The sequence below is a fragment of the Avibacterium sp. 21-586 genome (genome assembly GCF_026226775.1).
In the GTDB taxonomy this organism is placed as follows: Bacteria; Pseudomonadota; Gammaproteobacteria; order Enterobacterales; family Pasteurellaceae; genus Avibacterium.
The window spans coordinates 687,814-714,539 of sequence record NZ_JAKKOD010000001.1 but is presented as its reverse complement, the minus strand read 5'-3'; the positions used below and the strand labels follow the sequence as shown (position 1 = coordinate 714,539).

General features: G+C 41.9%; 24 protein-coding genes, 1 tRNA gene, 1 pseudogene and 1 other annotated feature. Of the genes and pseudogenes, 5 read left to right on the top strand and 21 right to left on the bottom strand.

Annotation, left to right across the window (positions count from 1 at the left end):
- Positions 1-11: 11 nt before the first annotated feature.
- The 6 genes and pseudogenes from hisC to L5B71_RS03205 all read right to left on the bottom strand — a co-directional run bounded on the left by hisC (position 12) and on the right by L5B71_RS03205 (position 6,182).
- Positions 12-1,067 carry a histidinol-phosphate transaminase gene (gene hisC / locus L5B71_RS03230; RefSeq protein WP_265756946.1) on the bottom strand — a complete coding sequence of 352 codons (1,056 nt, stop codon included), beginning with the start codon at positions 1,065-1,067 and terminating at the stop codon, positions 12-14.
- A gap of 129 nt (positions 1,068-1,196) precedes the next feature.
- Positions 1,197-1,562 (bottom strand): annotated as a pseudogene (locus L5B71_RS03225) (virulence RhuM family protein); the annotation flags it as partial.
- A gap of 45 nt (positions 1,563-1,607) precedes the next feature.
- The gene (gene hisD / locus L5B71_RS03220) at positions 1,608-2,906 is read right to left on the bottom strand and encodes a histidinol dehydrogenase (protein WP_265756945.1); all 1,299 of its coding nucleotides are present in this window, start codon (positions 2,904-2,906) and stop codon (positions 1,608-1,610) included.
- Positions 2,907-2,953: 47 nt separating this feature from the next.
- Positions 2,954-3,853: an ATP phosphoribosyltransferase gene (hisG, locus tag L5B71_RS03215; protein ID WP_265756944.1), complete on the bottom strand. Its 900-nt coding sequence runs from the start codon at positions 3,851-3,853 to the stop codon at positions 2,954-2,956.
- Positions 3,854-3,885: 32 nt separating this feature from the next.
- Positions 3,886-4,023: a sequence feature (His leader region), on the bottom strand.
- Positions 4,024-4,110: 87 nt separating this feature from the next.
- A complete protein-coding gene (locus tag L5B71_RS03210; RefSeq protein WP_265756943.1) occupies positions 4,111-4,854 on the bottom strand; it encodes a class I SAM-dependent methyltransferase in 744 nt (247 codons plus the stop codon).
- Between the two features lie 77 nt (positions 4,855-4,931).
- On the bottom strand, positions 4,932-6,182 hold the full coding sequence (locus tag L5B71_RS03205; RefSeq protein ID WP_265756942.1) for an aromatic amino acid transporter: 1,251 nt from the start codon (positions 6,180-6,182) through the stop codon (positions 4,932-4,934).
- 160 nt (positions 6,183-6,342) lie between these two features.
- On the opposite strand from L5B71_RS03205, the gene ppa reads away from it, so the two are divergent.
- Both ppa and L5B71_RS03195 read left to right on the top strand, forming a co-directional pair.
- A complete protein-coding gene (gene ppa, locus L5B71_RS03200; protein ID WP_265756941.1) occupies positions 6,343-6,870 on the top strand; it encodes an inorganic diphosphatase in 528 nt (175 codons plus the stop codon).
- Between the two features lie 71 nt (positions 6,871-6,941).
- Positions 6,942-7,712, top strand: a complete 771-nt coding sequence (locus L5B71_RS03195) for a M48 family metallopeptidase (protein WP_265756940.1) — start codon at positions 6,942-6,944, stop codon at positions 7,710-7,712.
- 63 nt (positions 7,713-7,775) lie between these two features.
- Here the strand turns inward: L5B71_RS03195 and L5B71_RS03190 are convergent, their stop codons facing one another.
- On the bottom strand, positions 7,776-8,153 hold the full coding sequence (locus tag L5B71_RS03190) for an MmcQ/YjbR family DNA-binding protein (RefSeq protein ID WP_265756939.1): 378 nt from the start codon (positions 8,151-8,153) through the stop codon (positions 7,776-7,778).
- A gap of 146 nt (positions 8,154-8,299) precedes the next feature.
- Positions 8,300-9,970 (bottom strand): energy-dependent translational throttle protein EttA, encoded by a 1,671-nt coding sequence (gene ettA / locus L5B71_RS03185; RefSeq protein WP_265756938.1) that lies wholly within the window; start codon positions 9,968-9,970, stop codon positions 8,300-8,302.
- A gap of 350 nt (positions 9,971-10,320) precedes the next feature.
- Between ettA and zevA the strand changes: the two genes are divergently transcribed.
- Both zevA and zevB read left to right on the top strand, forming a co-directional pair.
- Positions 10,321-10,965: a zinc transporter binding subunit ZevA gene (gene zevA, locus L5B71_RS03180; RefSeq protein ID WP_265756937.1), complete on the top strand. Its 645-nt coding sequence runs from the start codon at positions 10,321-10,323 to the stop codon at positions 10,963-10,965.
- Positions 10,956-11,993 carry a zinc transporter permease subunit ZevB gene (gene zevB, locus L5B71_RS03175; protein WP_265756936.1) on the top strand — a complete coding sequence of 346 codons (1,038 nt, stop codon included), beginning with the start codon at positions 10,956-10,958 and terminating at the stop codon, positions 11,991-11,993. Before zevA ends, zevB begins: the two co-directional genes overlap by 10 nt.
- A 67-nt stretch (positions 11,994-12,060) precedes the next feature.
- Here zevB and L5B71_RS03170 read toward each other — a convergent pair whose 3' ends face one another.
- Together L5B71_RS03170 and L5B71_RS03165 are read right to left on the bottom strand one after the other, a co-directional pair.
- A complete protein-coding gene (locus L5B71_RS03170; RefSeq protein WP_265756935.1) occupies positions 12,061-13,032 on the bottom strand; it encodes a calcium/sodium antiporter in 972 nt (323 codons plus the stop codon).
- A 161-nt stretch (positions 13,033-13,193) separates the two neighbouring features.
- Positions 13,194-13,269 (bottom strand) — tRNA-Asn (locus L5B71_RS03165).
- Positions 13,270-13,659: 390 nt separating this feature from the next.
- Between L5B71_RS03165 and uvrB the strand changes: the two genes are divergently transcribed.
- Entirely contained in the window at positions 13,660-15,696 is a 2,037-nt protein-coding gene (gene uvrB / locus L5B71_RS03160; RefSeq protein ID WP_265756934.1) for an excinuclease ABC subunit UvrB, read from the top strand.
- A 55-nt stretch (positions 15,697-15,751) separates the two neighbouring features.
- Here the strand turns inward: uvrB and L5B71_RS03155 are convergent, their stop codons facing one another.
- The 11 genes from L5B71_RS03155 to trpE all read right to left on the bottom strand — a co-directional run bounded on the left by L5B71_RS03155 (position 15,752) and on the right by trpE (position 26,679).
- The gene (locus L5B71_RS03155; RefSeq protein ID WP_265756933.1) at positions 15,752-16,942 is read right to left on the bottom strand and encodes an amino acid aminotransferase; all 1,191 of its coding nucleotides are present in this window, start codon (positions 16,940-16,942) and stop codon (positions 15,752-15,754) included.
- Between the two features lie 175 nt (positions 16,943-17,117).
- On the bottom strand, positions 17,118-18,215 hold the full coding sequence (gene purK, locus L5B71_RS03150) for a 5-(carboxyamino)imidazole ribonucleotide synthase (protein WP_265756932.1): 1,098 nt from the start codon (positions 18,213-18,215) through the stop codon (positions 17,118-17,120).
- A 66-nt stretch (positions 18,216-18,281) separates the two neighbouring features.
- On the bottom strand, positions 18,282-18,980 hold the full coding sequence (gene can, locus L5B71_RS03145; protein WP_265756931.1) for a carbonate dehydratase: 699 nt from the start codon (positions 18,978-18,980) through the stop codon (positions 18,282-18,284).
- Positions 18,981-19,151: 171 nt separating this feature from the next.
- Positions 19,152-19,958, bottom strand: coding sequence for a tryptophan synthase subunit alpha (gene trpA, locus L5B71_RS03140; protein WP_265756930.1), 807 nt, complete (start codon positions 19,956-19,958; stop codon positions 19,152-19,154).
- Entirely contained in the window at positions 19,958-21,154 is a 1,197-nt protein-coding gene (gene trpB, locus L5B71_RS03135; protein WP_265756929.1) for a tryptophan synthase subunit beta, read from the bottom strand. Before trpB ends, trpA begins: the two co-directional genes overlap by 1 nt.
- Positions 21,155-21,175: 21 nt before the next feature.
- Positions 21,176-22,585, bottom strand: a complete 1,410-nt coding sequence (gene trpCF / locus L5B71_RS03130; RefSeq protein WP_265756928.1) for a bifunctional indole-3-glycerol-phosphate synthase TrpC/phosphoribosylanthranilate isomerase TrpF — start codon at positions 22,583-22,585, stop codon at positions 21,176-21,178.
- A complete protein-coding gene (locus tag L5B71_RS03125) occupies positions 22,582-23,073 on the bottom strand; it encodes a hypothetical protein (RefSeq protein ID WP_265756927.1) in 492 nt (163 codons plus the stop codon). Before L5B71_RS03125 ends, trpCF begins: the two co-directional genes overlap by 4 nt.
- A gap of 9 nt (positions 23,074-23,082) precedes the next feature.
- Positions 23,083-24,084, bottom strand: coding sequence for an anthranilate phosphoribosyltransferase (gene trpD, locus L5B71_RS03120; protein WP_265756926.1), 1,002 nt, complete (start codon positions 24,082-24,084; stop codon positions 23,083-23,085).
- A gap of 62 nt (positions 24,085-24,146) precedes the next feature.
- A complete protein-coding gene (locus L5B71_RS03115) occupies positions 24,147-24,533 on the bottom strand; it encodes a tautomerase family protein (RefSeq protein WP_265756925.1) in 387 nt (128 codons plus the stop codon).
- A gap of 10 nt (positions 24,534-24,543) precedes the next feature.
- Entirely contained in the window at positions 24,544-25,125 is a 582-nt protein-coding gene (locus L5B71_RS03110; RefSeq protein ID WP_265756924.1) for an aminodeoxychorismate/anthranilate synthase component II, read from the bottom strand.
- Positions 25,126-25,134: 9 nt separating this feature from the next.
- Positions 25,135-26,679 carry an anthranilate synthase component I gene (trpE, locus tag L5B71_RS03105; protein WP_265756923.1) on the bottom strand — a complete coding sequence of 515 codons (1,545 nt, stop codon included), beginning with the start codon at positions 26,677-26,679 and terminating at the stop codon, positions 25,135-25,137.
- Positions 26,680-26,726 lie beyond the last annotated feature (47 nt).

Below are 26,726 nucleotides of genomic sequence, written 5' to 3'. Positions count from 1 at the left end.
GTTTTTTTTCATTATTTTAGCGAGCTAATTGCCTCAACTACCCGTAAATTTTCTTCAGCCGTTCCCACGGTGATGCGGATACAATTTTCTAGCCCTAACGCATTATTTTGATTGCGTAATATTATGCCTTGTTGCCAAAGTGCCTGAAATATCTCATTACCATTTTTAAATTTCACTAAAATATAATTGGCTTCACTCGGGAAAATATCTTCTACCTGTGGCAAACCTTTTAATTGTTCAATTAGCCATTGGCGTCGGGCTTTTACTTGCACGACATTATTTTGCATTTCGCTCACGCCCTGTGCAGATAAGGCTTGCGTGGCAATATCTGAAACAGGTACAGGAATTGGATAAGGCGCAATCACTTTTTGCAACACGCTAATAAGCTCTGCATTGGCAAGCGTAAAACCGCAACGCAATCCGGCTAACGCAAAGGCTTTAGAGAGCGTTCGCACAATCGCCAAATGCGGATAGTTCAGCAATTCACTTGCCATTGTGCTTTCAGGGCAAAATTCAATATAAGCTTCATCAACGACTACAATAGCCTTGCCAGCCGTTATTTGCAAAAGTTTTATTAAATCAGACCGCTTGAGTAGCGTTCCTGTTGGGTTATTAGGGCTACAAACAAACACCACTTTTACCCCGTCTAATTGGCGTTCAATTTCGCTCAAATTCAGTTGAAAATCCGCCGTCAATGGCACGGTTTTACAGGTAATCCCACAGGTTTCGGCGCTCACCGCATACATACCATAGGTTGGCGGACAGTAGAGGACTCTATCCTCATTTTCGCAAAATGCACGGATAATAAGCTCAATGCTTTCATCGCCACCTCGTGTAACGATAATATTATCCACTGAAACCTCGGCGTAGCTGGCGTAAGCCTGGATTAACGCTTCAGGTTGTGCTTCAGGGTAGCGGTTAAATATAGTCTGTTGTAAGGCAAAATCTGGTGATAGTGGATATTCATTGGCATTAAGCCATACATCTCCCTTCCCTCCCAAACGGCGTGCCGATTGGTAAGGTGTTAAGGCTTGAATATTTTTGCGTGATAATGTTGTGATTGTCATTTTTGTTCTCTCTAAAATTTTTGTTTTTTGACCGCACTTTTATTTGATTAAAATAAAATGTTCGATCAGTTTTATCATTAGCTCTTTTTGTTCTGGTATACTTTCTGCCACCAATAATGCCAGTGCAACCAGCGTATAACCTTGAATGAGGTATTTTTTAAGGCGTTGGGTTGCCCAAATACGAAATTGCGTACCTGCTTTTGAGTTTACTCGGTAGCCAACGGAAATAATTGCATCAAGATTATAGAACTCAATATTACGTTCAACTAATCTTTCCCCTTCTTTTTGAACTGTTGCATTTTTTGCAACAGTTGAAGTAGGGTCTAACTCTCCCTCTTTGAAAATATTACGCAGATGGCGTGAAATAACAGATTTATCCCGTCCGAATATATCAGCCATTTTCTGTAAGCTAAGCCACACAGTATCATTGTCAAACTTCACTTCAACTTGGGTTTGTCCGTCTTTTGCTTGATAAATCTCAATTTGATTTAGCATATTCTTCCCAATACTACACTGTATATAAAACTAGTTTGTTATTCGTTATTTATACAAATTTTGCAACTTTTCCAACCGCACTAATACCGCATTTTTATGAGCATCTAGCTGTTCGGCACTTGCCATTTGTATCACTGTTTCCGCCAGATCTTTAAACCCTTGCGGGGTGAGTTCTTGTACTGTCATTCGCTTACTAAAATCTGCCAAACCTAAGCTTGAGCTAGTGCGAGTATAGCCGTAAGTAGGCAAAACGTGATTCGTGCCAGAGGCATAATCTCCCATACTTTCAGGGCTATATGCACCGAGAAAAATAGAGCCTGCGTTATCCAGCTGATCAAGTAATGAACGGGCATTTTCCACTTGCACCACTAAATGTTCTGGGGCGTATTGATTACTGATTTCCACTGCTTGCGCTAAGTCTTCGGCAATAAAAATACGACTGTGAGCCAAGGCCTGTCGTGCGGTTTCGACACGGGGTAATTGGGTAAGTTGGCGTTCAATGGCAAGTGCGGTGCTTTTTGCTAAAATTTCGCTCGGGGTAACCAAAATCACTTGGCTGTCAGCACCGTGTTCCGCTTGAGAAAGCAGATCGCTGGCGACAAAATCAGGATCAGCATTCTCGTCTGCCAATACCAATACTTCAGACGGGCCTGCTTGCATATCAATAGCAGCACCATTCAGTGCTTGGCTCACTTGGCGTTTGGCTTCGGTAACAAAGGCATTGCCGGGGCCGAAAATTTTATCCACTTTCGCTACAGTTTCTGTACCAAAGGCCATTGCTACAATGGCTTGCGCGCCACCCACTGCATAAATGGTTTCTACACCACATAAATTTGCCGTATATAAAATTTCATCGGCAATCGGTGGGGGAGAGCAAAGCACGATTTTTTTACAGCCCGCAATTTTGGCTGGAATAGCAAGCATTAACACGGTAGAAAAAAGCGGTGCAGATCCCCCTGGAATATACAATCCAACGCGATTAATCGGTCGAGTAACCACCTGACAACGCACGCCTGCTTGTGTTTCAATATCCACTGGTTGCGGAATTTGTGCTTGGTGAAAGCGTTCAATATTGGCTTTCGCATTTTGAATAGCGGTTTTGAGTGCTTCGGGTAAACGTGCTGTGGCGGCTTGAATCGCTTGTTGTGGCACAATTAGGCTATCTAATTTCACCTTATCGAACTGTTCACTGAGTTCAAATAACGCCTTATCACCGTTACGTTGCACCTTTTCACGAATGGCATTCACTGCCTCTTTAATGCTCTCTGCGGCGGAAAGGGCAGGGCGCATTAGGGCTTGTTGTTTCTCTTGTTCTGTTAAGTCTTTCCAAATAAGCGTTTGCATCATTCTTCCTTATTTTTCCTTAAAATTTCGTAAATTTTTACCGCACTTTACGCTAGCATTTTTTCAATTGGCAGCACTAACACGGAACTTGCGCCTTCGGCTTTGAGCTGTTCCATTGTTTCCCAGAACAGGGTTTCTTGGCTAACGGCGTGTAGCGCCACTTTGCTTTCATCGTGTGCAAGGGGCAGAATGGTCGGGTTTTCTACACCCGGTAGTAGGGCGATAATGCGTTCTAACTGTGCTTTAGGGGCGTGGAGCATAATGTATTTGGATTCGCCGGCTTGTTGCACGCCTTGAATGCGGGTGAGAAGTTTGTCCACAAGGGCTTGTTTTGCGCTTGATAAAGGTTCTTTGCGTTGAATTAAGCACGCGGTGGAACGATAAATCACTTCCACTTCTTTTAAACCGTTCGCTTCAAGCGTTGCGCCTGATGAAACTAAATCACAAATAGCATCAGCTAAACCTGCGGAAGGGGCAACTTCTACTGAACCGTTGAGCAAGGTGCTTTTGAAGCCAACGCCTTGTTCGTTCATATAGCGTTTGAGTAAATTAGGGTAGGAGGTGGCAATGCGACAGTTGGCAAAGTCTTGCACCCCGTTGTAAGTGCGATCGCGATCAATGGCTAAGGATAAACGGCAGTCGCCAAAATCTAAGGTGCGTAATTTTTTGTAAGCCACGCCTTCGCCTGTGGCAAGGCGACCGAGTTCTTCCTCTTCCAGCACATTTTCACCGATGATGCCAAGATCCACAATACCGTCAAAAATTAAACCCGGAATATCATCATCACGCACGCGCAGAATTTCAATCGGCATATTTTCCGCATAAGCGATTAAACGTTGTTCGTTCCAGTTAATTTTTACGCCGCATTGTTTGAGCAGATCGGCGCAATCTTTGCTGAGGCGACCTTTCTTTTGTAAGGCGATTCTTAAGCGAGTCGGGTTAGTCATTGTGTTTTCCTTCTAATTAAAAATATTGGGTATAAAAAAATCTCTCGAAAGAAACTTCCGAGAGATCGCTAATTTTTAAATTAGTAGGATTGGCAACACTCACTCGGAAGTTTTATCTTCCAAGCAATAGCCATCGCCTGAAAGATTATTCAGGGTGATGGTGATGATGAGTGTTACGATTAAAATTCATTTTGTATTCTCCAAAAATAACTGTTTATTAATCTATGCAAAAAAGAATTTTTATGCAAGCAAAATTTTTAATTTTTTTTCGCTTTAATAAAAAGTAACACGGGGCGATGCTGTAAATCCTTGAATTCTTGCTGCCATTTTGGTTGATCTGCTAGCATTGGCTCAACCATTTGTTCGATTTGAAAACCTGTGCGAATTAGATCATTCACAATAGTAGAAAGAGTGCGATGATAGGTTTTAAAAGGTTGTTTGAACCAATTTCGATCCCGTTCTCCTTCATCACGATAATAATTTAAACGATAAGCAAGCTGTTGTTTATACTTATCTTTTTCCCAACGTTCACCACCTTGGTAGCAAGTTACAATAGGATGTTCTTGTGAGAAAATAAGCGTGCCGTTAGTGTTGAGCTTAGCATAAATATCTGCGAGCAGGTGGGGAAAATCCTGCACGTAATGAAAGGCGAAAGAACTAGTAATTACATCAAAATTGTTATCAGGCAATGTATTAAGCTGCTCCATCGCAAGCTGGTGTAACGCAAAGTGCGGTTGTTTTTCGGCGAGGTTTTTTGCCGCTTGTTGCAACATTGCTTGGGATAAATCCATTCCCACCACAAATGCTGCGCCTTTTTGCAAATAAAGCTGTAAATGTTCACCCATTCCACAACCTAGATCGAGCAGTTTTTTGCCCGTTAAATCAGGCAGTAAACTTAACATTGTGGGTTTTTCCACAATTTCGTTCAGGCTAATGGGATTTTGACGTAATTTTTGGTAAAGCTCAAAAAAGCCTTCTTTATCGTAAACAGACGTTTTCATTATTGTTATGCGAAAAAATTAGCACGGTTTCCCGTGCTAATGGTTGAATATCTGGGGGTATTTTATGTTATTTGCAGTTATCTGCCAAATACTGGTAACAAGCCAAAGAGATCAGCCAGTTGAATAAAGATATTGAGCAGACCAAACAGGATAACGAAGTAAATCATTCCATTGCCACCATAAACTTGGTAGGTTTGGTTTGGATATTTCGCGCGGCAAGCCTTGGCAAGAAGCGCAGGAATGATTACCGCCCAAATGGTTGCCGCAAGCCCTGCGTAACCAATGGCGATCACAAAACCGTATGGGAAAAGTAGGCTTAAAATCAACGGCGGTAAGAAGGTGATTAATGCGGTTTTTGTTCTGCCCGCGCTGCTGTTGTCGAATTTGAATAAATCTGCAATGTAGTCAAATAAACCAAGGGTTACACCAAGGAATGAGCTGGCAATTGCCATATAGGCAAAGAAACGCAACATTAAGCCGACAAAATTCGTTTGAATTTGGCTATTCAAAGCTTCAAGTAATGCTGCAATGTCGCCGCCTTTTTGGATCACTGGGATAAATTCATTGCGTGGCAAATTGCCCTGAATGGCAAGCTGCCATAGCATATAAATGATTAATGCGATGAATGTGCCGTAAATAATAGATTTGGTCACTTTGCTGCTATCGCGATCATAATATTTCACTAAGCTCGGCACATTTTGGTGGAAACCGAAAGACACCAAACAAACCGGTAAGGCAGCAAGGGCGAATGGTAGATATTGGCTATCCCCAGTAGCGAGGTTATCAAGCAAAATATCGGTGTTTACCATTCCCAGTAAATTGGTTACAGAAAGCAAAAAGGCAACCACCATTCCTGCGATTAAAATAGTACTAAAGCGATCCACCGCTTTGGTGGAAAACCACACGAAAAAGGCGAGTACTGCACAGAAAATCAGTGAGCCAGAAACGCGTCCAATTTCCATCGCACTTTGTTCGCTGCTAAATAATTGATTCAGAAAACTTTCCGTCAAACCGCCGCCAGATGTGATATAAGCGTAGGTCAGAATATAGAGTACAAATGCCACGGAAAGCCCATTTAGCAGGTTCCAGCCTTTGCCGAGCAAGTCTTTCACAATGGTATCAAAACTTGCTCCAGTGGGATAATGTAAGTTGGCTTCAAGTAGCATTAAGCCTGATGTGGTCATACAAAACCAAGTGTAGCAAAGGATCAAAATAGAGCCGATAAACCACACGCCAGAAGTGGCAATCGGGTTTGCCAACATTCCTGCACCAATGGTGCCACCAGCGATAATCATTGCACCGCCGAATAAGGAAGGATTTTTTTTCATAAATTCACCTATAAGTTTAATACTGGTATCGATGAACTATTATAATAGTACAAAATAAAAATACAATGGCTAAATTGCCCATTTATCTTGGCAAAAGCAAAAAAATCAAGCTATAATTCAGGAGTTTTATTACCATTCATTAACTAGAAGGAAAGACCAAATGGGTTTAGAAATCGTTCCAGCAGGAAAAGAGCTTCCTGATGATATTTATGTTGTTATTGAAATCCCAGCTAATTCAGATCCAATCAAATATGAAGTGGATAAAGAAACCGGGACATTATTCGTCGATCGCTTTATGGCAACCGCAATGTTCTACCCAGCGAACTATGGTTACATTAACCACACCTTATCTTTAGATGGCGATCCTGTTGATGTATTAGTACCAACCCCTTATCCATTACAACCCGGTTCTGTAATCCGTTGTCGCCCAGTAGGTGTGCTAAAAATGACGGACGAATCAGGTCAAGATGCGAAAGTGATCGCCGTGCCACACACAAAATTAAGTAAAGAATACGATCACATTAAAGATGTAGGCGATTTACCTGCGTTATTAAAAGCGCAAATTCAGCACTTCTTTGAAAGCTATAAAGCCCTTGAAGCGGGTAAATGGGTGAAAGTTGATGGTTGGGAAGGTGTTGAAGCTGCCCGTCAAGAGATTTTAGACTCTTTCGAGCGCGCGAAAAAATAATTTTTCCTTTACTTTTAATACCGCCTTTTTGTAGGGCGGTATTTTTCTATGTGTAAACTTAAGGAGTGAAAATGTTAAAAACCTTGAAAAAAATCACCGCACTTTCTGTATTGGCATTAATGCTCAACGCCTGTGCGGATTCCGCGAGCATTAACCAACAAGCTGCAGCAAATTATCGCCAAACAGTTAATCAAGCAAAACAGCAAGGAGTAGTAGATACCACTTCTACCACCGCGAAACGCATTCATAAAGTCTTTAACAAAATGTACCCTTATGCAAATAAAGAAAACCATACTGGGCAACCGTTCGATTGGCAAATTACGGTGATCAAATCTGATGAACTAAATGCGTGGGCAATGCCGGGGGGAAAAATGGCATTTTACACTGGATTAGTAAATAAATTACAGTTAAGCGATGATGAAATTGCCACCGTAATGGGACACGAAATGGCGCACGCCCTCAAAGAACACGGCAAGAAAAAAGTGAATATGGGCGCATTTACTGAAGTGATCGCACAAGTTGCATACGTTGCGCTTTCAACCCAAATTGGCACGGATGGAAGTGGCTTAGTGGTTGGCTTAACTAAAGATTGGGCGCTCGATAAACCTTATTCTCGCAGTGCTGAAACAGAGGCCGATGAAGTAGGGTTATTGTTAATGGCAAAAGCGGGTTACAACCCAGAAGCAGCGCCTAAATTATGGGAAAAAATGCAAAAAGCTTCATCAGGTTCACAAAGCGTGCTTGCGGCACTTTCTTCTACTCACCCAAGTGATAAAGATCGCCAGCAAAACTTACTTCGACTAATGCCTGAAGCAATCGCGATTTATAAAGCTCATAAATGATTCTTTTGCCCCGTAAGTGCGGGGCATATATTGCTATTTTTGACAGTTTGCTCAGATTTATTTTTAGTTGGATGAACTTTTATATTTCTTTGTAGTTAAAAAATAGCTTTCGTTAATTAATTGGTACAATAATTCCTCATCGACTTCCACTAAATTTAGACTTAGCCAATGTTCTTTATTCATATGATAAGCAGGGTAAATGCCTTTCATTAATCGTAACGAACCAATCAACTCTGGCTTGGCTTTCACATTTATAATCCAAGTGTCTTCTATTGTATTTAAACCAATTTTATGCCCTGCAACATTCATTAATATTGCGAACCATTTTCTACTCTTTGAGTGCCGAAATACAGCATATTGAGGGAATTTATTCCATAAATATTCTGCTGGAACATTGTAGTGTTCCGAAATATATTGAGATATTTTATTTTCGATGAGCATATATCTTTTGTAGAATGATAAACTATGCGGTCAGTTTTATTTCATTGATTTTTATTGTGATGGCAATATCGACTTTATCGACTTTGTATTGAAAAAAGGATAATAAAAAGTGCGGAAAGAATGACCGCACTTTTCCATTGGTTACCTTATTTAGCTATTCGCTTATATTTTATACGATGAGGTTGAGTTGCTTCAGCCCCAAAGGTTTTTTTCTTCCACTCTTCATAGTCTGAGAAGTTGCCTTCATAGAACGTTACTTTGCCTTCATCGCCGTAATCTAAAATATGGGTAGCGATACGGTCTAAGAACCAGCGGTCGTGGGATATCACCATTGCACAACCTGGGAATTCTAAGATCGCATTTTCTAAGGCGCGCAAGGTTTCCACGTCAAGATCGTTGGTTGGCTCGTCTAATAACAGCACGTTACCACCTGCTTGCAATAACTTGGCTAAATGTAAGCGTCCACGTTCCCCACCTGAAAGTTCACCAACACGTTTTTGTTGATCGACACCTTTAAAGTTGAAGCGTCCTACATAAGCACGGCTTGGGATTTCAAAGTTGCCAATACGCAAAATATCTTGCCCGTGTGAAACTTCTTCCCATACGGTTTTGCTGTCGTCCATTTCATCACGGAACTGATCCACAGAAGAAAGCACCACAGTATCACCAAGGGTAATGCTGCCGTTATCTGGCTGCTCTTGCCCTGAAAGCATACGGAAAAGGGTAGATTTACCTGCACCGTTAGCTCCGATAATGCCAACGATCGCCCCTTTTGGAATGCTAAAAGATAAGTCATCAATCAAAGTGCGATCGCTATAGGATTTACTCAAATTGCTCACTTCTATTACTTTATCTCCTAAGCGTGGGCCAGGTGGAATAAATAATTCATTGGTTTCATTACGTTTTTGGTATTCACCACTGTTTAATTCTTCAAAGCGAGCCATACGCGCCTTGCTTTTTGCTTGGCGACCTTTTGGATTTTGGCGAACCCATTCTAATTCTTTTTCAATCGATTTTTGGCGAGCTGATTCAGCCGCTGCTTCTTGGGCTAAGCGTTTTTCTTTTTGTTCTAACCAAGAAGAATAGTTACCTTCCCAAGGGATCCCTTCACCACGGTCAAGCTCTAAGATCCAACCAGCCACATTGTCTAGGAAGTAACGGTCGTGGGTAATGGCAACGACTGTGCCTTCATAATCGTGTAAGAAGCGTTCTAACCAAGCTACCGATTCGGCATCTAAGTGGTTGGTTGGCTCATCTAATAAGAGCATATCCGGTTTTTCGAGCAATAAACGGCAAAGTGCCACACGGCGGCGTTCCCCCCCTGAAAGATGCTCGATTTTGGCGTCCCAATCAGGCAAACGCAGGGCATCAGCCGCACGCTCAAGTTGGTTTTCAAGATTATGTCCATCGTGCGCTTGGATAATGGCTTCCAGCTTTGCTTGCTCTGCGGCAAGTTTATCAAAATCCGCATCAGGATCGGCATAAAGCGCATAGACTTCATCTAAACGATTTAACGCAGTTTTCACTTCCGCCACGGCTTCTTCTACCGCTTCACGCACGGTTTGTTGCGGATCAAGTTTTGGTTCTTGTGGAAGATAGCCAATTTTGATCCCCGGCAGTGGGCGCGCTTCGCCCTCAAATTCTTTATCCACGCCAGCCATAATACGGAGCAGGGTAGATTTCCCCGCACCATTTAACCCCAGCACGCCAATTTTTGCACCCGGGAAAAAGCTCAAAGAAATATCTTTTAAAATATGACGTTTCGGCGGTACAACCTTACCGACACGATGCATAGTATAAACAAATTGTGATGACATAAATTGCTCTCTTAGCTGTAAAAAGTGCGGGTTATTTTACTTGAGATTTTGCTTTTTGGCGAATTGAAAGCGAAAAAAAAACCTCCCAAAAGGGAGGTAGGAAAGTAGTTTAGCTATTTATTTTGATTATTTTATTTAGGAACTTTATGAATATCAAGCTCTCACTTGACAGGGCATATACTACCTATAAGTTGTTGATAAATAAATGATGAATTTACATTTTTTTGATATAAATCACAGAAATAGAATTTTTTTGTTAGATTTTGTTGCTTAAATCAGCAAATGGGATTTTGTCTGCCTTTTGATTTAGTGGTAGGATTTTGCTTTCTTTTGTTTTAGTAAGGTTGATTATGTTCAAAAAATGCTTGGGGCTATTAGCTTTAGTTCCGTTGTTTAGTGTTGCTCACCCGCATGCCTTTATTGATATGCAAAGTAAAGTGTTGGTGGAAAAGGGCGAGCTAGTCGGGTTTTCAATGCAGTGGGTGCTTGATGAGCCAAGTTCTGCCAGTATTATTTATGATTTAGCCCAGTCCACTCAGCCGCACGATAAGCAAAAGTTGATTGATGAAGCAATGAAAAATATTGTCAATGAGCATTATTTTAGCTATCTCTTTGATAAAAATAAGAAAAAAATTAAATACAAAGCGCAGCCGCAAAATTATGGAATGAAATCCAATGGCTCCCAAGTGATGTACTATTTTGATTTTTTGTTGTCTAAGCCGCAAGTGCTGAAGGAAAACCAGTTTGAGTTAGCGACATACGATCCTACTTATTTTGTGGCAATGACTTATCCAACTCAGAATAAACACACACAAAATAAGCAAAGTGCAGTGGATTTTTCACAACTTCCTACTCAATGTACGGGCAAGGTGATTGAACCGAATGTTGATGAAAAGGTGCGTGAATACGCAGCGTCTTTAGATCGTAGTCAGCGTGATGAGGATAGTTCCCTTGGCGAAGTGTTTAGCCAAAAAGTGGAGATAGTATGCCATTAAACAACCGCACCCAAAAGGGCTTTAAGTATCTGGCAATATTGCTGGTACTCGTAGGGCTAGGTTTTTATGTCTTGCCTTATTTATTTGGGCAAACCATCAGCTGGCAAAAAGCCTTTAACCAGAGTATTTCTGGCTATTTACATCAAATTAGACAATATCCTGTGCAAGCGGGCTTGGGCTTAATGTTTATCAGTTTTTTATATGGCGTGTTACACGCACTTGGTCCAGGGCACGGTAAATTTGTTATTGCCAGTTATTTATCCACCCACCAAGCAAAATTAAAAACCAGCGTTCAGCTCACCTTGTTCTCTTCTTTAATGCAAGGCGTGGTGGCGGTGGTGGCGACATCCATTATTGTGGTGGGATTGCGTTTGTCTTCGAATTATTTCAAATTGAGCCAACTTTGGCTTGAGCGATCCGCCTTTATTTTAATGTTCTTGCTGGGCGCATATTGGATTTATCAAAGTGCGGTGAAATTTTTGCGAGAATTTCGTCACAAGCAACGCACCATTTCGGTGGGAAAAATTCACGCCATCAAACCGATTTCGGCAAAAGCAATTTCAGAAAAACCGGTTCGACTTGTACAATCCCATTGTGATCATAGCGATCACGCAGAAGGTTGCAGTTGTGGACATCAACACTTGCCGAGTTCACAGCAATTAGACAAGGCGACCAATTTTAAATCTCGTTTGCTTGTGATTTTAACCATTGGTATGCGACCTTGCTCAGGGGCGATTTTTATTCTGTTTCTTTCCTATATGCTGGATCTTTATCAATGGGGAATGGCGGCAGCAATGGCGATGGCCGTTGGCACAGGCATTACACTTTCTTTATTTGCCTTGATTGTACAATATGCAAGACAGACAGCGGTGAGATTAGGGCGTTGGTATGTTAGCGCAGAACATTCCCCTTATGCCGAGATGACGGTAAAATTGATCGCAGGGTTTGTGGTGATCTTCTTTGCAGCAGCATTATTTTATGGCACAACCTTGCCTGTGCGTGGTGGGGCGGTGCTATTTGGCGGATGATTTTTAAGATGAAAAATAGGGGGGGGAATCTCCCCCCTTTTTCTTTTTATCGTATCATTCGTTCAGCTTAAAGAGCGGTGTAAATTAACCAAGAATTATAAGCTACATAGCACAGAAATAGCACCAATCCTTCAACTCGGTTAATTCGCCCATTTCGCCCTTTGAAACCATAACCAAATAAAAACAACAAACCTGTTAATGTAATCATAACAAGCATATCTCGGCTAAACACTTCTGGTGTGGCTTGAATTGGGCTGATAGAGCCAGCAATTCCTACCACCGCAAGGGTGTTAAACAGGTTAGATCCAATAATATTGCCCACCGCGAGATCTAATTCATTTTTTCTCGCTGCCATAATGGAGGCAGCCAATTCTGGCAATGACGTGCCAATGGCGACAATGGTTAAGCCGATAATCAAATCGCTCACGCCTAAATAGGTGGCAATATTCACTGCGCCCCATACTAATAATTGCGAGCTAGCCATTAATAAGGCTAGCCCAATCACTAACCACAATACCGCAGTTTTTAATGGCATTTGTGATTTTTCTTTGAGTTCATCGTTAATGTCTTGCTCAAGGCTATCGCCTGAATATCTTTTGCCTTGCCAAATTGTCCAGCTCATATAGAGTGTAAACACCACCAGTAAAATCACCGCATCAAGGCGAGAAATGGTGGCGTCATAAATTAAAAAGGCAGAAAGGAGGGTAACTACCATTAACACGGGCAATTCTTTTTTTAGCACCTGTGAATTGACCATAATTGGCTTAATGATTGCGGTTACACCTAAAATCAATGCAATATTGGTGATGTTTGAGCCATAAGCATTTCCCAGTGCAATACCAGAACTGTGGTTTAATGCAGAAAGCGCTGAAACAATAATTTCAGGCGCAGAAGTACCAAAACCAATAATGACAATGCCGATCAACAATGGCGACATACCTAAATAACTGGCGAGAGAAGCCGCGCCGTCAATAAAGCGATCTGCACTCCACACTAAAATTGCCAATCCGACCAGTATAGCGAGAAAAGATAAAAGCATTTGGGTGTCCTATAAATGATGAAAAGTCACGAATATTATCATTATTATGAAAGGCTAGTTAGAAAAAATTAAAGCCCATAAGGAGGATATGGGCTTTAAGTTCTCTTGGATATAAATGGTTTTTATAAAAGGAGACAAATAAAAACTACCAAAGAGAAAATTGGCTCCTCCTGCTGGACTTGAACCAGCGACATACGGATTAACAGTCCGCCGTTCTACCGACTGAACTAAGGAGGAATAATTCTGTATCATAAGGAATTGGTCGCAAATAATAATGATCTGTCTTTCCTTTGTCAACAGTGAAATTAAAAAAATATTGAAAAATTATATTCTTTTTTTATATCCACAGAGGCTGTGGATAAGTCTGTGAGTTTTAATTTGAAAAAATCGCCGATCCCTTGAAAAAACTAGGGGTTAGCGCATTAATAATAAAATTGACTGTAAAATAGCATTTCCTTATTTATCAATAAGTTAATAAAAATCTAGGGATTTTTTAAAAATTTTTTTTGATTTTGTGAGATTTCAATCTTGACAAATATAAGTCTGTGTAAAACTTAAAATTTTATCCAAGCTGAAAGTAAAAAATTATGCTAAAATCGACCGCACTTTTCTGATAGGCAGTTTTTTATGAGTCACAAAATTCACAGCAAATCTTTTATTCTTCATTCTGATTTTTCGCCTTCGGGCGATCAGCCGCAGGCGATAGAAAAGCTGAGTGAAAATCTCAATGATGGTTTAGCGCACCAAACTCTACTTGGGGTAACGGGATCAGGCAAAACCTTTACCATTGCCAATGTGATTGCCAAGCTCAATCGCCCCGCAATGTTGCTTGCGCCAAATAAAACCCTTGCCGCCCAGCTTTATGCAGAAATGAAAGCCTTTTTCCCTGAAAACGCGGTGGAATATTTTGTTTCTTACTATGACTATTATCAGCCAGAAGCCTATGTGCCGAGTAGCGACACCTTTATTGAGAAAGATGCGTCCATTAACGATCAAATCGAACAAATGCGTCTGTCCGCCACAAAATCTTTTCTAGAGCGCCGTGATACCATCGTAGTCGCGTCTGTTTCTGCCATTTATGGGTTGGGCGATCCGGATAGTTATCTTAAAATGATGTTGCATTTGCAAACAGGAGCGATCATCAACCAGCGAGAAATTTTGACGAAATTGGCAGAACTACAATACACACGCAACGATCAAGCGTTTCAGCGTGGCACATTCAGAGTGCGGGGCGAAATTATTGATATTTTCCCAGCAGAATCCGATGATCAAGCCGTTCGTATTGAATTATTTGATGACGAGATTGAACGTTTGAGCCTTTTTGACCCGCTTACAGGCGCAAATTTTGGTGCGGTGCCACGTTATACCATTTATCCGAAAACTCACTATGTTACGCCGCGCGAACGGATTTTAGAGGCCATCGATCAAATTAAAACGGAATTGGCACAACGGCGAGAATACTTTATCAAAGAAAATAAATTACTGGAAGAACAACGCATTACCCAACGCACGCAGTTTGACATTGAAATGATGAACGAGCTAGGCTATTGCTCAGGCATTGAGAATTATTCACGCTATTTATCAGGGCGTAAAGAAGGCGAGCCACCCCCGACATTGTTTGATTATATTCCCGCAGACGGTTTGCTGATTATTGATGAGTCTCACGTTACTGTGCCACAAATTGGTGGGATGTATCGTGGCGATCGCTCACGCAAAGAAACCTTGGTGGAATATGGCTTCCGCTTGCCTTCAGCGCTAGATAACCGTCCATTAAAATTTGAAGAATTTGAACGCCTTGCACCGCAAACCATTTATGTTTCCGCCACCCCCGGACCTTACGAATTAGAAAAATCGGGCAGTGAAATTATCGACCAAGTAGTTCGACCAACAGGCTTGCTCGACCCAGAAATTGAAATTCGCCCTGTGGCAATTCAGGTGGACGACTTGCTTTCCGAAGCACGCCAAAGAGCGGATAAAAATGAGCGTGTTCTGGTAACCACATTAACCAAACGAATGGCGGAAGATCTGACCGATTATTTAGAAGAACACGGCGTGCGGGTGCGTTATCTGCACTCCGACATTGACACCGTAGAGCGGGTGGAAATTATCCGTGATCTCCGTTTAGGTGAGTTTGATGTGTTGGTGGGAATCAACTTATTGCGCGAAGGTTTGGATATTCCCGAAGTGTCTTTAGTCGCGATTTTAGATTCGGATAAAGAAGGCTTTTTGCGTTCCGAACGCTCATTGATCCAAACCATTGGGCGTGCTGCGCGAAACCTAAATGGTAAAGCCATTTTATACGCGGATAGCATTACCAAATCAATGGAAAAGGCCATCAACGAAACCAACCGTCGCCGTGAAAAACAAATGAAATACAATGAGGAACACGGCATAGTCCCACAAGCATTGAATAAAAAAGTGGGCGAATTGCTTGATATTGGCCAAGGTGCAAGCAACAATAAAGCGAAAAGCAAGCAAAAACAAAAATCTGTGGCAGAACCCACCGCTCTTTATCAACCAACCAGTGCCAAAGAACTTGAGCAACAAATCAAAAAACTGGAACAGCAAATGTACAAGCACGCTCAAGACTTGGAATTTGAAAAAGCCGCCTCCGTGCGTGATCAGTTACATCAGTTAAGAGAAAGGTTTTTTACAAAGGATTGATATGAGGTAGGAGAAAAAACACCACGCTAAAAGCGTGGTGTTTTTGTTTTTTTAACTAAAGCACTTTAACGATGCTCTCACACAGATAACGAATGTTATCTTCAGTGATCCCTGCAACGTTGATGCGGCCTGAACGTACAGCGTAAATAGCGAATTCTTCTTTTAAACGATCTACTTGTTCTGGGGTTAAACCGCTGAATGAGAACATACCATTTTGCTGCTCGATAAAGCTAAAGTCTTGCTCTGCACCGTATTCTTTTAATAATGCCACGAATTGATGACGCATCTCTTTAATACGATTACGCATTTCCGCAAGCTCGCCTGTCCATTCTTCTCTTAGTCGAGGATCGGCTAACACAATTGCTACAGTGGAAGCACCGTGAGAAGCTGGGTTAGAGTAGAGTGTACGAATGATTGATTTCACTTGGGTTAGCGCAGTGGCAGCGATTTCTGCGGTTTCTGCCACTAAAGTGAATGCCCCGACACGTTCGTTATATAAACCGAAGTTTTTAGAATAAGAACTTGCGATCAGTAACTCTTTGTGATTTGTGGCAAAGGTGCGTAAACCAAATGCGTCTTCTTCTAAGCCGTTAGCTAGTCCTTGATAAGCGAAGTCGAATAGGGGGAGCCAGCCATTTTGGGCAGACATTTCAGCCAGTTGTTGCCATTGTTCAGGTGTTGGGTCGATTCCTGTTGGGTTGTGGCAGCAGCCGTGTAATAATACCACATCGCCTTCGCCTGCATTGCTTAAATCTGCAATTAGGTTATCCCAGTCTAAGGCTTTACGTTCAGCATCATAATAACGATATTCACGAATGGTGATTCCTACCGCATTAAAAATCGCATTGTGGTTTGGCCAAGTTGGCGTGCTGATCCATACATTTTGTGCTTTCGTCTGGCGTTTGATAAATTCTGCTGCAATACGCAATGCGCCTGTGCCACCAAGGCTTTGTACAGTTTTAGCACGCCCTTGTTTTACAATGTCAGAATGTTCACCGAACAACACGCCTTGTGTACGCGCATTAAAATCGGCAACACCGTCAATAGAAAGGTAATTTTTGGTGGTTTCTACATCAAACAAACGCTGTTCGGCAGATTTTACTGCTTTCATAATTGGTGTGTTGCCTTTGGCATCTTTATATACACCAATCCCTAAGTTAATTTTGTTGCTACGCTCATCTGTTTTAAATGCTTCACCTAAGCCTAAAATAGGGTCAGCTGGAGCAGCATTAATATGTTCAAACATGGTATTATCCTTTTCGTGTTGTGTTTAGTTTATTATTAATAATGTCATTTCGCTTTTAGTTAAAGGAAATTCTATTTACTCTTATACTTGAGAATTTAGTCAATTTGCAAGCATTGGATAAAAGGAATCTGATTTTTACTGCTATAATGCAATTTTTATTTAAAAATCACAATGGTTATTTAGATAATTTCAATTTACTTTGCACCCACGCTAAACCTGATTGATAATCTTGTGGAAGTTCTTGAGCAAATTTATCTAATAAATGTAATAATTCTTGGCGATCGGGATGAGCTAAATTAATATGCCCAACCTTACGCCCTTCTCGTACTTCCTTGCCATACCAATGGAGCTGGCTAAACGGTGTATTGAGCCATTGGGCATTATGTGCAGTACCAATTAAATTAATCATCACCGTAGGCATCGTGCTCATCAGTTTTGGCGTAGGTAAATCCAGTAAGGCGCGTAAATGTAATTCAAATTGGCTAATGGAACAGCCCAACTGTGTCCAATGGCCACTATTATGTACCCGTGGTGCAAGCTCATTAATCAGCAATTTATCACCCACCACAAAACATTCCATTGCCATCACGCCGATATAATCCAGCTTGTGCATTATTTTAGCTAACATTGCTTCCGCTTGTTGCTGTAATAGAGCCTGTTGTGGCAGTGTGGTATCTGCTATGCTATAACGCAAAATGCCGTTTTGTTGTAAATTGTGTGTAACAGGATAAAAACGGCTTGAGCCATCTTTAAATCGTGCTCCCACTAAGGAAATTTCACCGTCAAAGGGAATAAATTTTTCCGCAATCACTTGCCCAAATAATTCATCGTCAATAAGATCTTGATTTTCTTGCGTGATGATCCACTGTCCACGCCCGTCATAGCCGCCAGTACGCCGTTTTACCACCACTTTATCGCCAATTTGTTGCCAAATATCTTGCCATTGAGAAGCGGACTCAAGGCGTGTCCAAGGTGAAGTGGGAAGATTGAGTTCATCAAGGAGAGATTTTTGCGAAAGGCGATCGGCAAGCAAGCCAAAAACAGAACGGTTAATAAACTGCGGATGATTGGCTAATTTTTCTGTCAGCGGGGTGCGTTCCCAACGCTCAATTTCCGCCGTAATCCGACAATCTTCTTCCTGCTCAAATATGGGGGCATTGAAAGGCAAAGGCTCAACCTGAATATCTAAAGGCGCACCAGCATAGCGTAACATTCGACCTAACTGCCCATTACCTAATACATAAACAATTGGATATAAAGCACTTTTTGGCATTATAGAATCCTTGATGATGTGGGTTAAAAGAATAATGTTGCACGCAAAGTGCGGTACATTTTTTATTTATTTTTCTGTATGTTCTTCTTGTATTTCCGCTTTTACCAAATCGTCTTCATTTTGTTTTAGCAAACGAGAAATCGCACTTAAATAAGAAATTTCTAAGGTTTCACGGCTAGTAGCCATCACCCCTTGGTCAATCAAATAGCCATCATTAACATCATAAACCCAACCATGCAGGGAAAGTTTCTTTCCTCTTTTCCAAGCAGATTGCACAATAGAACAACGCCCTAAATTATATACTTGTTCGGCGACATTTAATTTTGTTAGCATATCTGCCCGTTTGTCGGGAGGAAGTTTGCCGAGTAAATGGCTGTGCTTAAACCAAATATCACGGATATGTAAGAGCCAATTATTGATTAAACCTAAGTCTTGTTCTGACATCGCAGCTCTAATGCCGCCACAGTTGGTGTGTCCACAAATAATAATATGTTCAATATCAAGCACTTCAACGGCATATTGCACTACAGAAAGACAATTGAGATCGGTATGAATAACCTGATTTGCCACATTACGATGAACAAACAACTCACCTGGGCCAAGATTTGTTAATTTTTCTGCGGGGACACGGCTATCAGAACAACCAATCCACAAATAACTCGGCGTTTGATGATCCGCAAGCTCGCGAAAATAATCAGAGTTCTCCTCTTTCATTCGCGTTGCCCAGCTATAATTATTAGCGAAAAGTTGCTCAATTTTTTTCATTGTAGTACTCCAAAATTAATTACAACACAGTATAGCGAATAATAAGGAAGTGGTAAATTAATCTATGCGGGATAAACAACAGGTATGAGTTGATGGGACGGCGTGTGCAAAAGAGCGGTGAAAAATATTGAAATTTTCTACCGCTCTTTATGTTTTAGCATTGACGCTGCCTTACAACGTTGCGCCTTTCATTGCTTTCACAAACTGAGCTAATTCAGTCAGGCATTTGGCATGGTTGTCTAAATTACGTTCGATGATTTTAACCGTGGCAGAGCCAGAAATTGCGCCGGCTGCGCCAAGTTGTAAGGCTTCTTTAACCTGCTGGGGTTGGGCGATGCCGAAACCTTGTAGGATTGGTGGCGCTTGGTGGGCTTTAAGTTGTTCTACTAGCGTATCTAAATTCGCTGCGTGGCTTTGGTTTTCGGCACTGGTTACCCCTGCGCGAGAAACTAAATAGGTGTAGCCTTCGCTGTGTTGTGCCACACCTTTGATGGTGGCTTCATCTGCATTGGGTGGGCAGATAAATACAGGTTGCACGCCGTGTTTTTTCGCCGCTTGAATATAAGGTTCAGCTGCTAGCAAAGGAATATCCGCTACAAGCACGGCATCTACACCTACTTCGGCACAGCGTTGATAGAAATGATCTAGCCCCTGTGCATAAATTAAATTAGCGCATAATAATAAACTGATTGGAATTTCAGGATATTTCGACCGCACTTTTGCTAGCAATTCAAAACTTTCCGCCGTGCTACAATCTGCTTTCAAGGCACGGTTGTTGGCTGCTTGGATCACAGGCCCATCTAATAAGGGATCAGAAAAAGGAAAGCCGAGCTCCAATGCGTCTGCGCCGTTATCCACAAGGGTACAAATAATCTCGAAAGAGCGGTTTAAATCGGGATCGCATAGGGTAACGAATGGCACGAATGCACCTTCATTTTTGGCATTCAGTTGGGTGAATAAGGTTTCAAAACGGCTCATTAGATTTTCCCCTTTTCAGTCAAAATTTTGTCCACGGTGAAAATATCTTTATCACCACGGCCTGATAAATTCACGACGATTAATTGTTCTTTGTCTGGGTTTTGTTGGATTAATTTTAACGCATAAGCCAAGGCGTGCGAGCTTTCTAACGCTGGGATAATGCCTTCGTGTTTGGCCAGTGCTTGGAAAGCGTCAAGGGCTTCGTCGTCTGTAATGCTTTCGTATTGTGCGCGTCCAATGGCGTGTAAATGGGCGTGTTGTGGCCCAACAGAGGGGAAGTCTAAGCCCGCAGAAATGCTGTAAGATTCTTCGATTTGGCCCTCTTCGGTTTGCATAATTGGCGATTTCATTCCGAAATAAATGCCCACCTTGCCGTGACGCAGCGGTGCGCCGTGTTGTCCTGTGGCAATGCCTTTGCCCGCCGGTTCAATGCCGATCAAACGTACTTGCGGTTCGTCAATAAAATCGGTAAACATTCCAATCGCATTAGAGCCACCACCCACGGCAGCGATAATCACATCAGGCAAACGTCCTTCTTTTTCTAAAATTTGGTGTTTGGTTTCTTCCCCGATCATTTTTTGAAATTCTCGCACAATGGTTGGGAAAGGGTGAGGGCCTGCCGCTGTGCCAAGCAAATAATGGGTGGTGTCATAATTGGCTGACCAATCACGCATTGCTTCACAACAGGCATCTTTGAGCGAGCAAGATCCTTTTTCCACCGGCACGACTTCTGCACCCATTAAACGCATACGGAATACGTTGGGTGATTGGCGTTCCACATCTTTCGCCCCCATATAAATCCGGCAAGGCATATCCAACATTGCACAGGCAAGGGCAGTGGCAACACCGTGCTGGCCAGCCCCTGTTTCGGCGATAATGCGCGTTTTGCCCATTCGTTTGGCGAGCAAAATTTGCCCTAAAACTTGGTTGGTTTTGTGCGCACCACCGTGCAATAAATCTTCCCGTTTTAGGTAAAGTTTGGTTTTTGTACCTTTGGTGAGATTACGGCACAGCGTCAATGCCGTAGGGCGACCTGCGTAGTTTTTCAGTAAGTCTTGAAATTCTGCTTGAAATTCAGGATCGGCTTGTGCTTCCACAAAGGCTTGTTCCAGCTGTTTTAGCACAGGGACTAAAATTTCTGGCACATACATTCCGCCAAATTCACCGAAATAAGGATTAAGTTGCGTTTCTGACATAATCGTTATCGTTCCTTTTACTTAATAATCTAAAATGTGTTTAAATAATTGCGCCAATTTAGTGGCATCTTTCACGCCTGCGCTGCTTTCTGCCCCTGAATTAATATCCAACCCTAAGCAATGTTGTGATAGGGCAAGGGCTAAATTTTCCTGATTAATGCCACCAGCGAGCATTACGTTATCTTTGATTTCAGCAGGAATCAGCGACCAATCAAAGGCTTGCCCCGTGCCACCTTGTTGATGAGCGAGCTGGCTGTCTAACACATAGCGATCAACTTGAGAAATTGGCTCAATTTGCACCGCACTTTGTTTTTCTAATGGCACAGAAACAGCTTGCCAAATTTGGCATTGGGCAGGTAGCTGTGAACGAAGTTGTGCAATAAATTCCGCATTTTCACTACCGTGTAACTGGACCGCAAAGAGATTTAACTGCGAGGCGATTTTTACAATAAAATCAATCTCTTGATTTTGAAATATGCCGACAAAACGCAACGGTGCTTGCGTCACAAGTTCTTGCGCTTGGCGTAACGAAAGTTTGCGTTTTGAGCTTTCAGCAAAAATTAATCCGCCATATAATGCACCTTGGTTGTACACTGCTTGCACATCTTGCGGACGAGTTAAACCGCATACTTTATTTTCGCCAAAAATCACCGCTCTTACTGCATTATTCAAATCATCGCTGCCCATCAGGCTGCTGCCGATCAGAAAGCCGTTCACATAAGGTTTTAATTGCTGAACTTGTTGATGGGAATAAATGCCCGATTCACTAATCACAATGCGATCCGCAGGAATTTGGCTCGCAAGTGGAGGCGTGCGGCCAAGATCCACCGAAAGATCGTGTAAATCACGGTTATTGATGCCAATCACTTTCGCCCCCAAAGCAATGGCACGTTCTAATTCTTGCTGATTGGAGGTTTCCGTTAGCACGCCCATGCCTAATTCGTGGGCTAAATCTGCCAGTTGCACGTAGGTGTCATCGTCCAACACGGAAAGCATTAGCAAAATAGCGTCCGCTTGGTGATAACGCGCCAGATACACCTGATAAGGGCTTATCATAAAATCTTTGCACAGCACAGGCTGGCTGACTTGATTGCGTACTTGCGCAATGTAGGCAAAATCCCCTTGGAAATATTTTTCGTCCGTCAGCACGGAAATGGCAGCCGCATAATGTTTATACACTTGAGCAATTTCATCAAGGTTAAATTCCGCGCGGATTAAGCCTTTAGAAGGCGAGGCTTTTTTACATTCTAAAATGTAAGCAGGGCGTTGATGCGTGCCTTGTGCCAACGCTTGATAAAAAGAGCGGTCAGATTTTTCAAGTTTTTTTTCAAAATCCCGTAAAGGGAACGTGCGTGATTTCGCTTCTACCCATTGCGCTTTATCTTGCACGATTTTCTGTAAAATCGTTGGAGTTTGGTTGTTGATGATCATTGTTTATTAATCTCTTGTGAAGTATTAGGCTTATCCATTTCAATAAGTTTAAATAAGGGGACTAAGTATCTAGCGACAAAAGAGCCATAAAGTACGCTAATTAATGTAGGCAAATGCTCTTCAAATCCTTTTGAGAATACTGCACTTTCATAAAAGTAGATCTTCAGTGGTAAATTTAAAAGGAAAAGCAATATGGTTACATAAATGATAAGAACTAATAAAGTCCAGCCTATATCATCTTCAATATCTTTTTTGAAGCAAGGGAGTTTTCTGCATATAGGTATTACCCATAAAGGTGTTAATAGTCCTATGAATATAGCTACTATAAAAAAGTCAAGATTTTGGTTAAACATCGCGTTATATATGGAATAAAAAAATATAATAAATAGAACGCTAGAAATTATATTGTTACCAAATTTATAGTTATAGAATTTCTTAAACTTTTTATCTGTAGAGTATCGAAGTTTATTTGAATGATAAATAAACATTGATTTTCCTTATATTAATTTCAGATGATTTAATGTTTCAAAAGCCTTGCCAGAAGCTAGCACCGCAAGCACGTTTTCGGCATTGCGTTTGAGATCTTCATAGCCGAATAATTTCATTAATAGCGCGGTGTTCATTGCCACGGCTTGGGCGTGTTCTGCTTTGCCTTTGCCTTGTAAAAGTGCGGTCAAAATTTTTGCATTTTCTTCAGGTTCGCCACCACGCAGGCTTTCTAAGGGGTGTGGCTCAAAGCCGAAATCATAAGGGCTTAGGCTATAACGTTCAATTTTACCATCACGAATTTCCGCTACTTCTGTTTTACCGTGAATCGCCACTTCATCTAAGCCTGCACCGTGTACCACAATGCTGTGTTTATGCCCTAAACGCACCGCGGTTTCTGCATAAGGAGCAATGAGATCAGGGGAATACACGCCTAATAATTGATGTTTCGGGCGAGCGGGGTTACACAATGGCCCTAAAATATTGAAAATAGTGCGTGTTTTTAGTGCTTGGCGAACTGGCACGGCGTGCTTAAAGCCGGGGTGATATTGTTGTGCAAACAAAAAGCAAATACCAATTTCATCAAGGGCTTGGCGAGCTTGTTCGGCGCTGATATTGATATTTACCCCTAACGCACTTAGCACATCGCTTGCGCCTGTTTTGCTCGATACGCTACGGTTGCCGTGTTTCGCTACTTTTAAGCCACAAGCTGCGCCAACAATGGCGGAAGCGGTGGAAATATTAATGGTGTTTGCGCCATCACCGCCTGTGCCAACAATATCCGCAAAGACATAATTAGGTGTTGGGAAGCTATTGGCATTAGCGAGTACGGCATTCACCGCACCGCTGATTTCTTCCGCGGTTTCGCCACGCAATTTTAATGCAATTAAGGCAGCGGCAAGTTGTTCATTGCTCAATTCCCCTTGCAACACCGCATTGAACAGGGTTTCTGCTTGGGTTTGAGTTAAAGGTTGTTTCTCAAAAAGTTGGTTAAGAAGTTGTTCTGTTTGCATAGGGTATTCCTTTTCTTTTATTAAAGCATAAGTAGCATAAGTGCGGTGCTTTTTTCTTAAATTTAACGATAAATGCTGTAACTGAGATCTTTGGCTTCATCGCCTGTCATTCCGCGAAATCCCCAACAGTGGGCAGGTTGCTCTTTGAGGGTGATTTCTACGTCAATGGGGGCGAGATTGAGTTTATTCTCGAGTTCGCAAAATAGCATTTTTATTAAACGTTTTTTGGTAAATTCTGTGCGTCCTTGCATTAAATTAATTTCAATGGCAGTGAAATCTTGGCTACGTCCGCTTGGTAGATACAAATCGTCCGCGTCTGCGCCTTGGAAATAAATAAAATGTTTGCCCGTGGGAATATCCATTTCTAGGCTTAAACAATGATAAATAATTTCCGCAAGCTGGGCTTTGCGTGAGTTAAGGCGTTCTTTTAATCCATAAACAATAATCATTGGTTTATCCTTAATCGCGATTGAGCAACCAGTTTACTGAATTTTCCAATAATTTTCCCCCTTGCACAGTGAGAATACTTTCTGGGTGGAATTGAAAACCACAAATAGGTAACGTTTTGTGGCGAATTGCCATAATAATGCCGTTATATTCAGCGTTTACGATAAATTCATCGGGCAAATTTTCACCCATTAAGGAATGATAACGAGCCACAGGCATTGGATTGCTTAAGCCTGCGAACATTGCTTGTTCATCGTGTTGAATATTAGACACCTTGCCGTGCAGCACTTCACCAGAATGTACCACATTGCCGCCAAAGGCTTCGATTAACGCTTGATGCCCTAAACAGATGCCAATAATCGGCACTTTACCTGTAAGGCGTTGAATGAGTGGCAGCAAAATGCCTGCTTCTTGTGGATTGCCCGGCCCCGGTGAAAGTGCCAGAATGCTGTTCGGCTGCAATGCCATTTTTTCCACGAGTGCAATATCGCAATCGTTACGGTAAATTTGCACTTGATGTCCGAGTGTGCGGAATTGATCCACCAAGTTATAGGTGAAAGAGTCAAAATTATCTAAAAAAACAATGTTAGCCATAATCTATCCTTATTGAGCAAGCTGGTTGGTTTGCTGAATTGCCTTAATCACAGCACGGGCTTTGTGGCGTGTTTCGTCTGCTTCCATTTGTGGATCGGAATCCAGCACTTCACCGCAGCCAGCTTGGATATAAGCAATGTCATTTTGCACAAAGGCAGAGCGGATCACAATACAGGTATCAAAATTGCCGTCAGATGCAAGATAGCCCACCGCACCGCCGTAGCTATGGCGTTTTTGTTGTTCCACTTGGTAAATTAATTGCATTGCTTTGATTTTTGGTGCGCCCGTGAGTGTACCCATATTCATACAGGCTTGATAGGCGTGCAAGGCATCGAGTTCAGGGCGAAGTTTGCCCACCACGCGCGATACTAAGTGCATAATGTGTGAATAGCGATCCACCTGCATTAAATCTTTCACTTGGCGCGTGCCACTTTGGCAAACTCGAGCCACATCATTACGGGCTAAATCCACCAGCATTAAATGTTCCGCTAGCTCTTTTTTATCTAACCGTAATTCCAGTTCTAAACGCGCGTCTAATTCTGGATCGATATTGCCTTGTGCATTAAAACCGCGTGGACGTGATCCTGCAATCGGATAGATTTCTAATTGGCGTGAATCTTGGCTATATTTCAACGCACTTTCAGGGGAAGCACCAAACAGGGTGAAATCTTCGTCCTGCATATAAAACATATAAGGACTTGGGTTGTTCAGCTTTAATTGGCGATAAGTGGCAAGGCTGTTCGGACAAGCCAGAGAAAAACGGCGCGAAGGCACGATCTGGAACACATCGCCAATATTAATATGATGTTTTAAGCGGCGAATAATGTCTTTAAATGGCTCATCTTCAATGTTTACGCTTACTTCCGTGGAAGCCGGTTGAATGGTTAAGTGCGGTTCAATTTTTTGTAATTTTTGCGTAATTTGCACCGCACTTTGTTCCGTGGCGGAAAGCGTATTTTGATTAAAACAGAAAGTTTGTAGCTGAGCCTGTTGGCGTTGGTGATCAAGAATCAATAAATTTTCTGCCAAATAGAAAACGTAATCAGGACAGCTTAAGCCATCATTATGCAGCACAATATTTTCCATCGGGATAAAATTCGCCACTAAATCATAGGCAAATAATCCACCAAGAAAAATCGGCGTTTTACTTGTTTTGTAAAGATCCGTTAAACAACGCAAACCATCAAAAATTGTCGGCGCTTGTAACTTGCTGTCTTCATCTAAATTTGGGTTAAGCGGTGCAAATTCTGCGATCATTTGTTTATCTTGGTGGGAAAGGCGTTGAGCAATGGGCTGCAATTTTTCTTGCACCAAAGGTAACAATGCCGTACCGTTTTCATTTAATGCAGTAAAGGTAACGCACTGGCCTAAACAGCTGATTTTTAGGGCAGCGTTAATTAATAACAGGCTTTTTAAGCTATTTTTACTGCTGATTTCTGCTGATTCAAGTAACAGTGTATTTTTTTGAGCTTGGCATAAGGTGGCAAATACCGCAGTGGGATCACTGTGATAAGCCACTTCTTGTGAAAAAATGTGGAGAAAAGGCGTTGTCATTGGAATTCCTTTTTTACATAAAATAATTATGCACTATTAAACTAGTA

Excerpts from the sequence above, each read along its gene's own strand:
- L5B71_RS03205 (WP_265756942.1), bottom strand. The coding sequence starts at position 6,182 with ATGAAAAAAAATCCTTCCTTATTCGGCGGTGCAATGATTATCGCTGGT.
- hisC (WP_265756946.1), bottom strand. The coding sequence starts at position 1,067 with ATGACAATCACAACATTATCACGCAAAAATATTCAAGCCTTAACACCT.
- zevA (WP_265756937.1), top strand. The coding sequence starts at position 10,321 with ATGTTCAAAAAATGCTTGGGGCTATTAGCTTTAGTTCCGTTGTTTAGT.
- L5B71_RS03190 (WP_265756939.1), bottom strand. The coding sequence starts at position 8,153 with ATGCTCATCGAAAATAAAATATCTCAATATATTTCGGAACACTACAAT.
- trpCF (WP_265756928.1), bottom strand. The coding sequence starts at position 22,585 with ATGATCATCAACAACCAAACTCCAACGATTTTACAGAAAATCGTGCAA.
- L5B71_RS03110 (WP_265756924.1), bottom strand. The coding sequence starts at position 25,125 with ATGGCTAACATTGTTTTTTTAGATAATTTTGACTCTTTCACCTATAAC.
- trpA (WP_265756930.1), bottom strand. The coding sequence starts at position 19,958 with ATGAGCCGTTTTGAAACCTTATTCACCCAACTGAATGCCAAAAATGAA.
- purK (WP_265756932.1), bottom strand. The coding sequence starts at position 18,215 with ATGCCAAAAAGTGCTTTATATCCAATTGTTTATGTATTAGGTAATGGG.
- L5B71_RS03210 (WP_265756943.1), bottom strand. The coding sequence starts at position 4,854 with ATGAAAACGTCTGTTTACGATAAAGAAGGCTTTTTTGAGCTTTACCAA.
- trpD (WP_265756926.1), bottom strand. The coding sequence starts at position 24,084 with ATGCAAACAGAACAACTTCTTAACCAACTTTTTGAGAAACAACCTTTA.
- hisG (WP_265756944.1), bottom strand. The coding sequence starts at position 3,853 with ATGACTAACCCGACTCGCTTAAGAATCGCCTTACAAAAGAAAGGTCGC.
- L5B71_RS03155 (WP_265756933.1), bottom strand. The coding sequence starts at position 16,942 with ATGTTTGAACATATTAATGCTGCTCCAGCTGACCCTATTTTAGGCTTA.
- uvrB (WP_265756934.1), top strand. The coding sequence starts at position 13,660 with ATGAGTCACAAAATTCACAGCAAATCTTTTATTCTTCATTCTGATTTT.
- L5B71_RS03115 (WP_265756925.1), bottom strand. The coding sequence starts at position 24,533 with ATGATTATTGTTTATGGATTAAAAGAACGCCTTAACTCACGCAAAGCC.
- trpE (WP_265756923.1), bottom strand. The coding sequence starts at position 26,679 with ATGACAACGCCTTTTCTCCACATTTTTTCACAAGAAGTGGCTTATCAC.
- hisD (WP_265756945.1), bottom strand. The coding sequence starts at position 2,906 with ATGCAAACGCTTATTTGGAAAGACTTAACAGAACAAGAGAAACAACAA.
- ppa (WP_265756941.1), top strand. The coding sequence starts at position 6,343 with ATGGGTTTAGAAATCGTTCCAGCAGGAAAAGAGCTTCCTGATGATATT.
- can (WP_265756931.1), bottom strand. The coding sequence starts at position 18,980 with ATGAAAAAAATTGAGCAACTTTTCGCTAATAATTATAGCTGGGCAACG.
- zevB (WP_265756936.1), top strand. The coding sequence starts at position 10,956 with ATGCCATTAAACAACCGCACCCAAAAGGGCTTTAAGTATCTGGCAATA.
- ettA (WP_265756938.1), bottom strand. The coding sequence starts at position 9,970 with ATGTCATCACAATTTGTTTATACTATGCATCGTGTCGGTAAGGTTGTA.
- L5B71_RS03170 (WP_265756935.1), bottom strand. The coding sequence starts at position 13,032 with ATGCTTTTATCTTTTCTCGCTATACTGGTCGGATTGGCAATTTTAGTG.
- trpB (WP_265756929.1), bottom strand. The coding sequence starts at position 21,154 with ATGTCAGAAACGCAACTTAATCCTTATTTCGGTGAATTTGGCGGAATG.
- L5B71_RS03195 (WP_265756940.1), top strand. The coding sequence starts at position 6,942 with ATGTTAAAAACCTTGAAAAAAATCACCGCACTTTCTGTATTGGCATTA.
- L5B71_RS03125 (WP_265756927.1), bottom strand. The coding sequence starts at position 23,073 with ATGTTTATTTATCATTCAAATAAACTTCGATACTCTACAGATAAAAAG.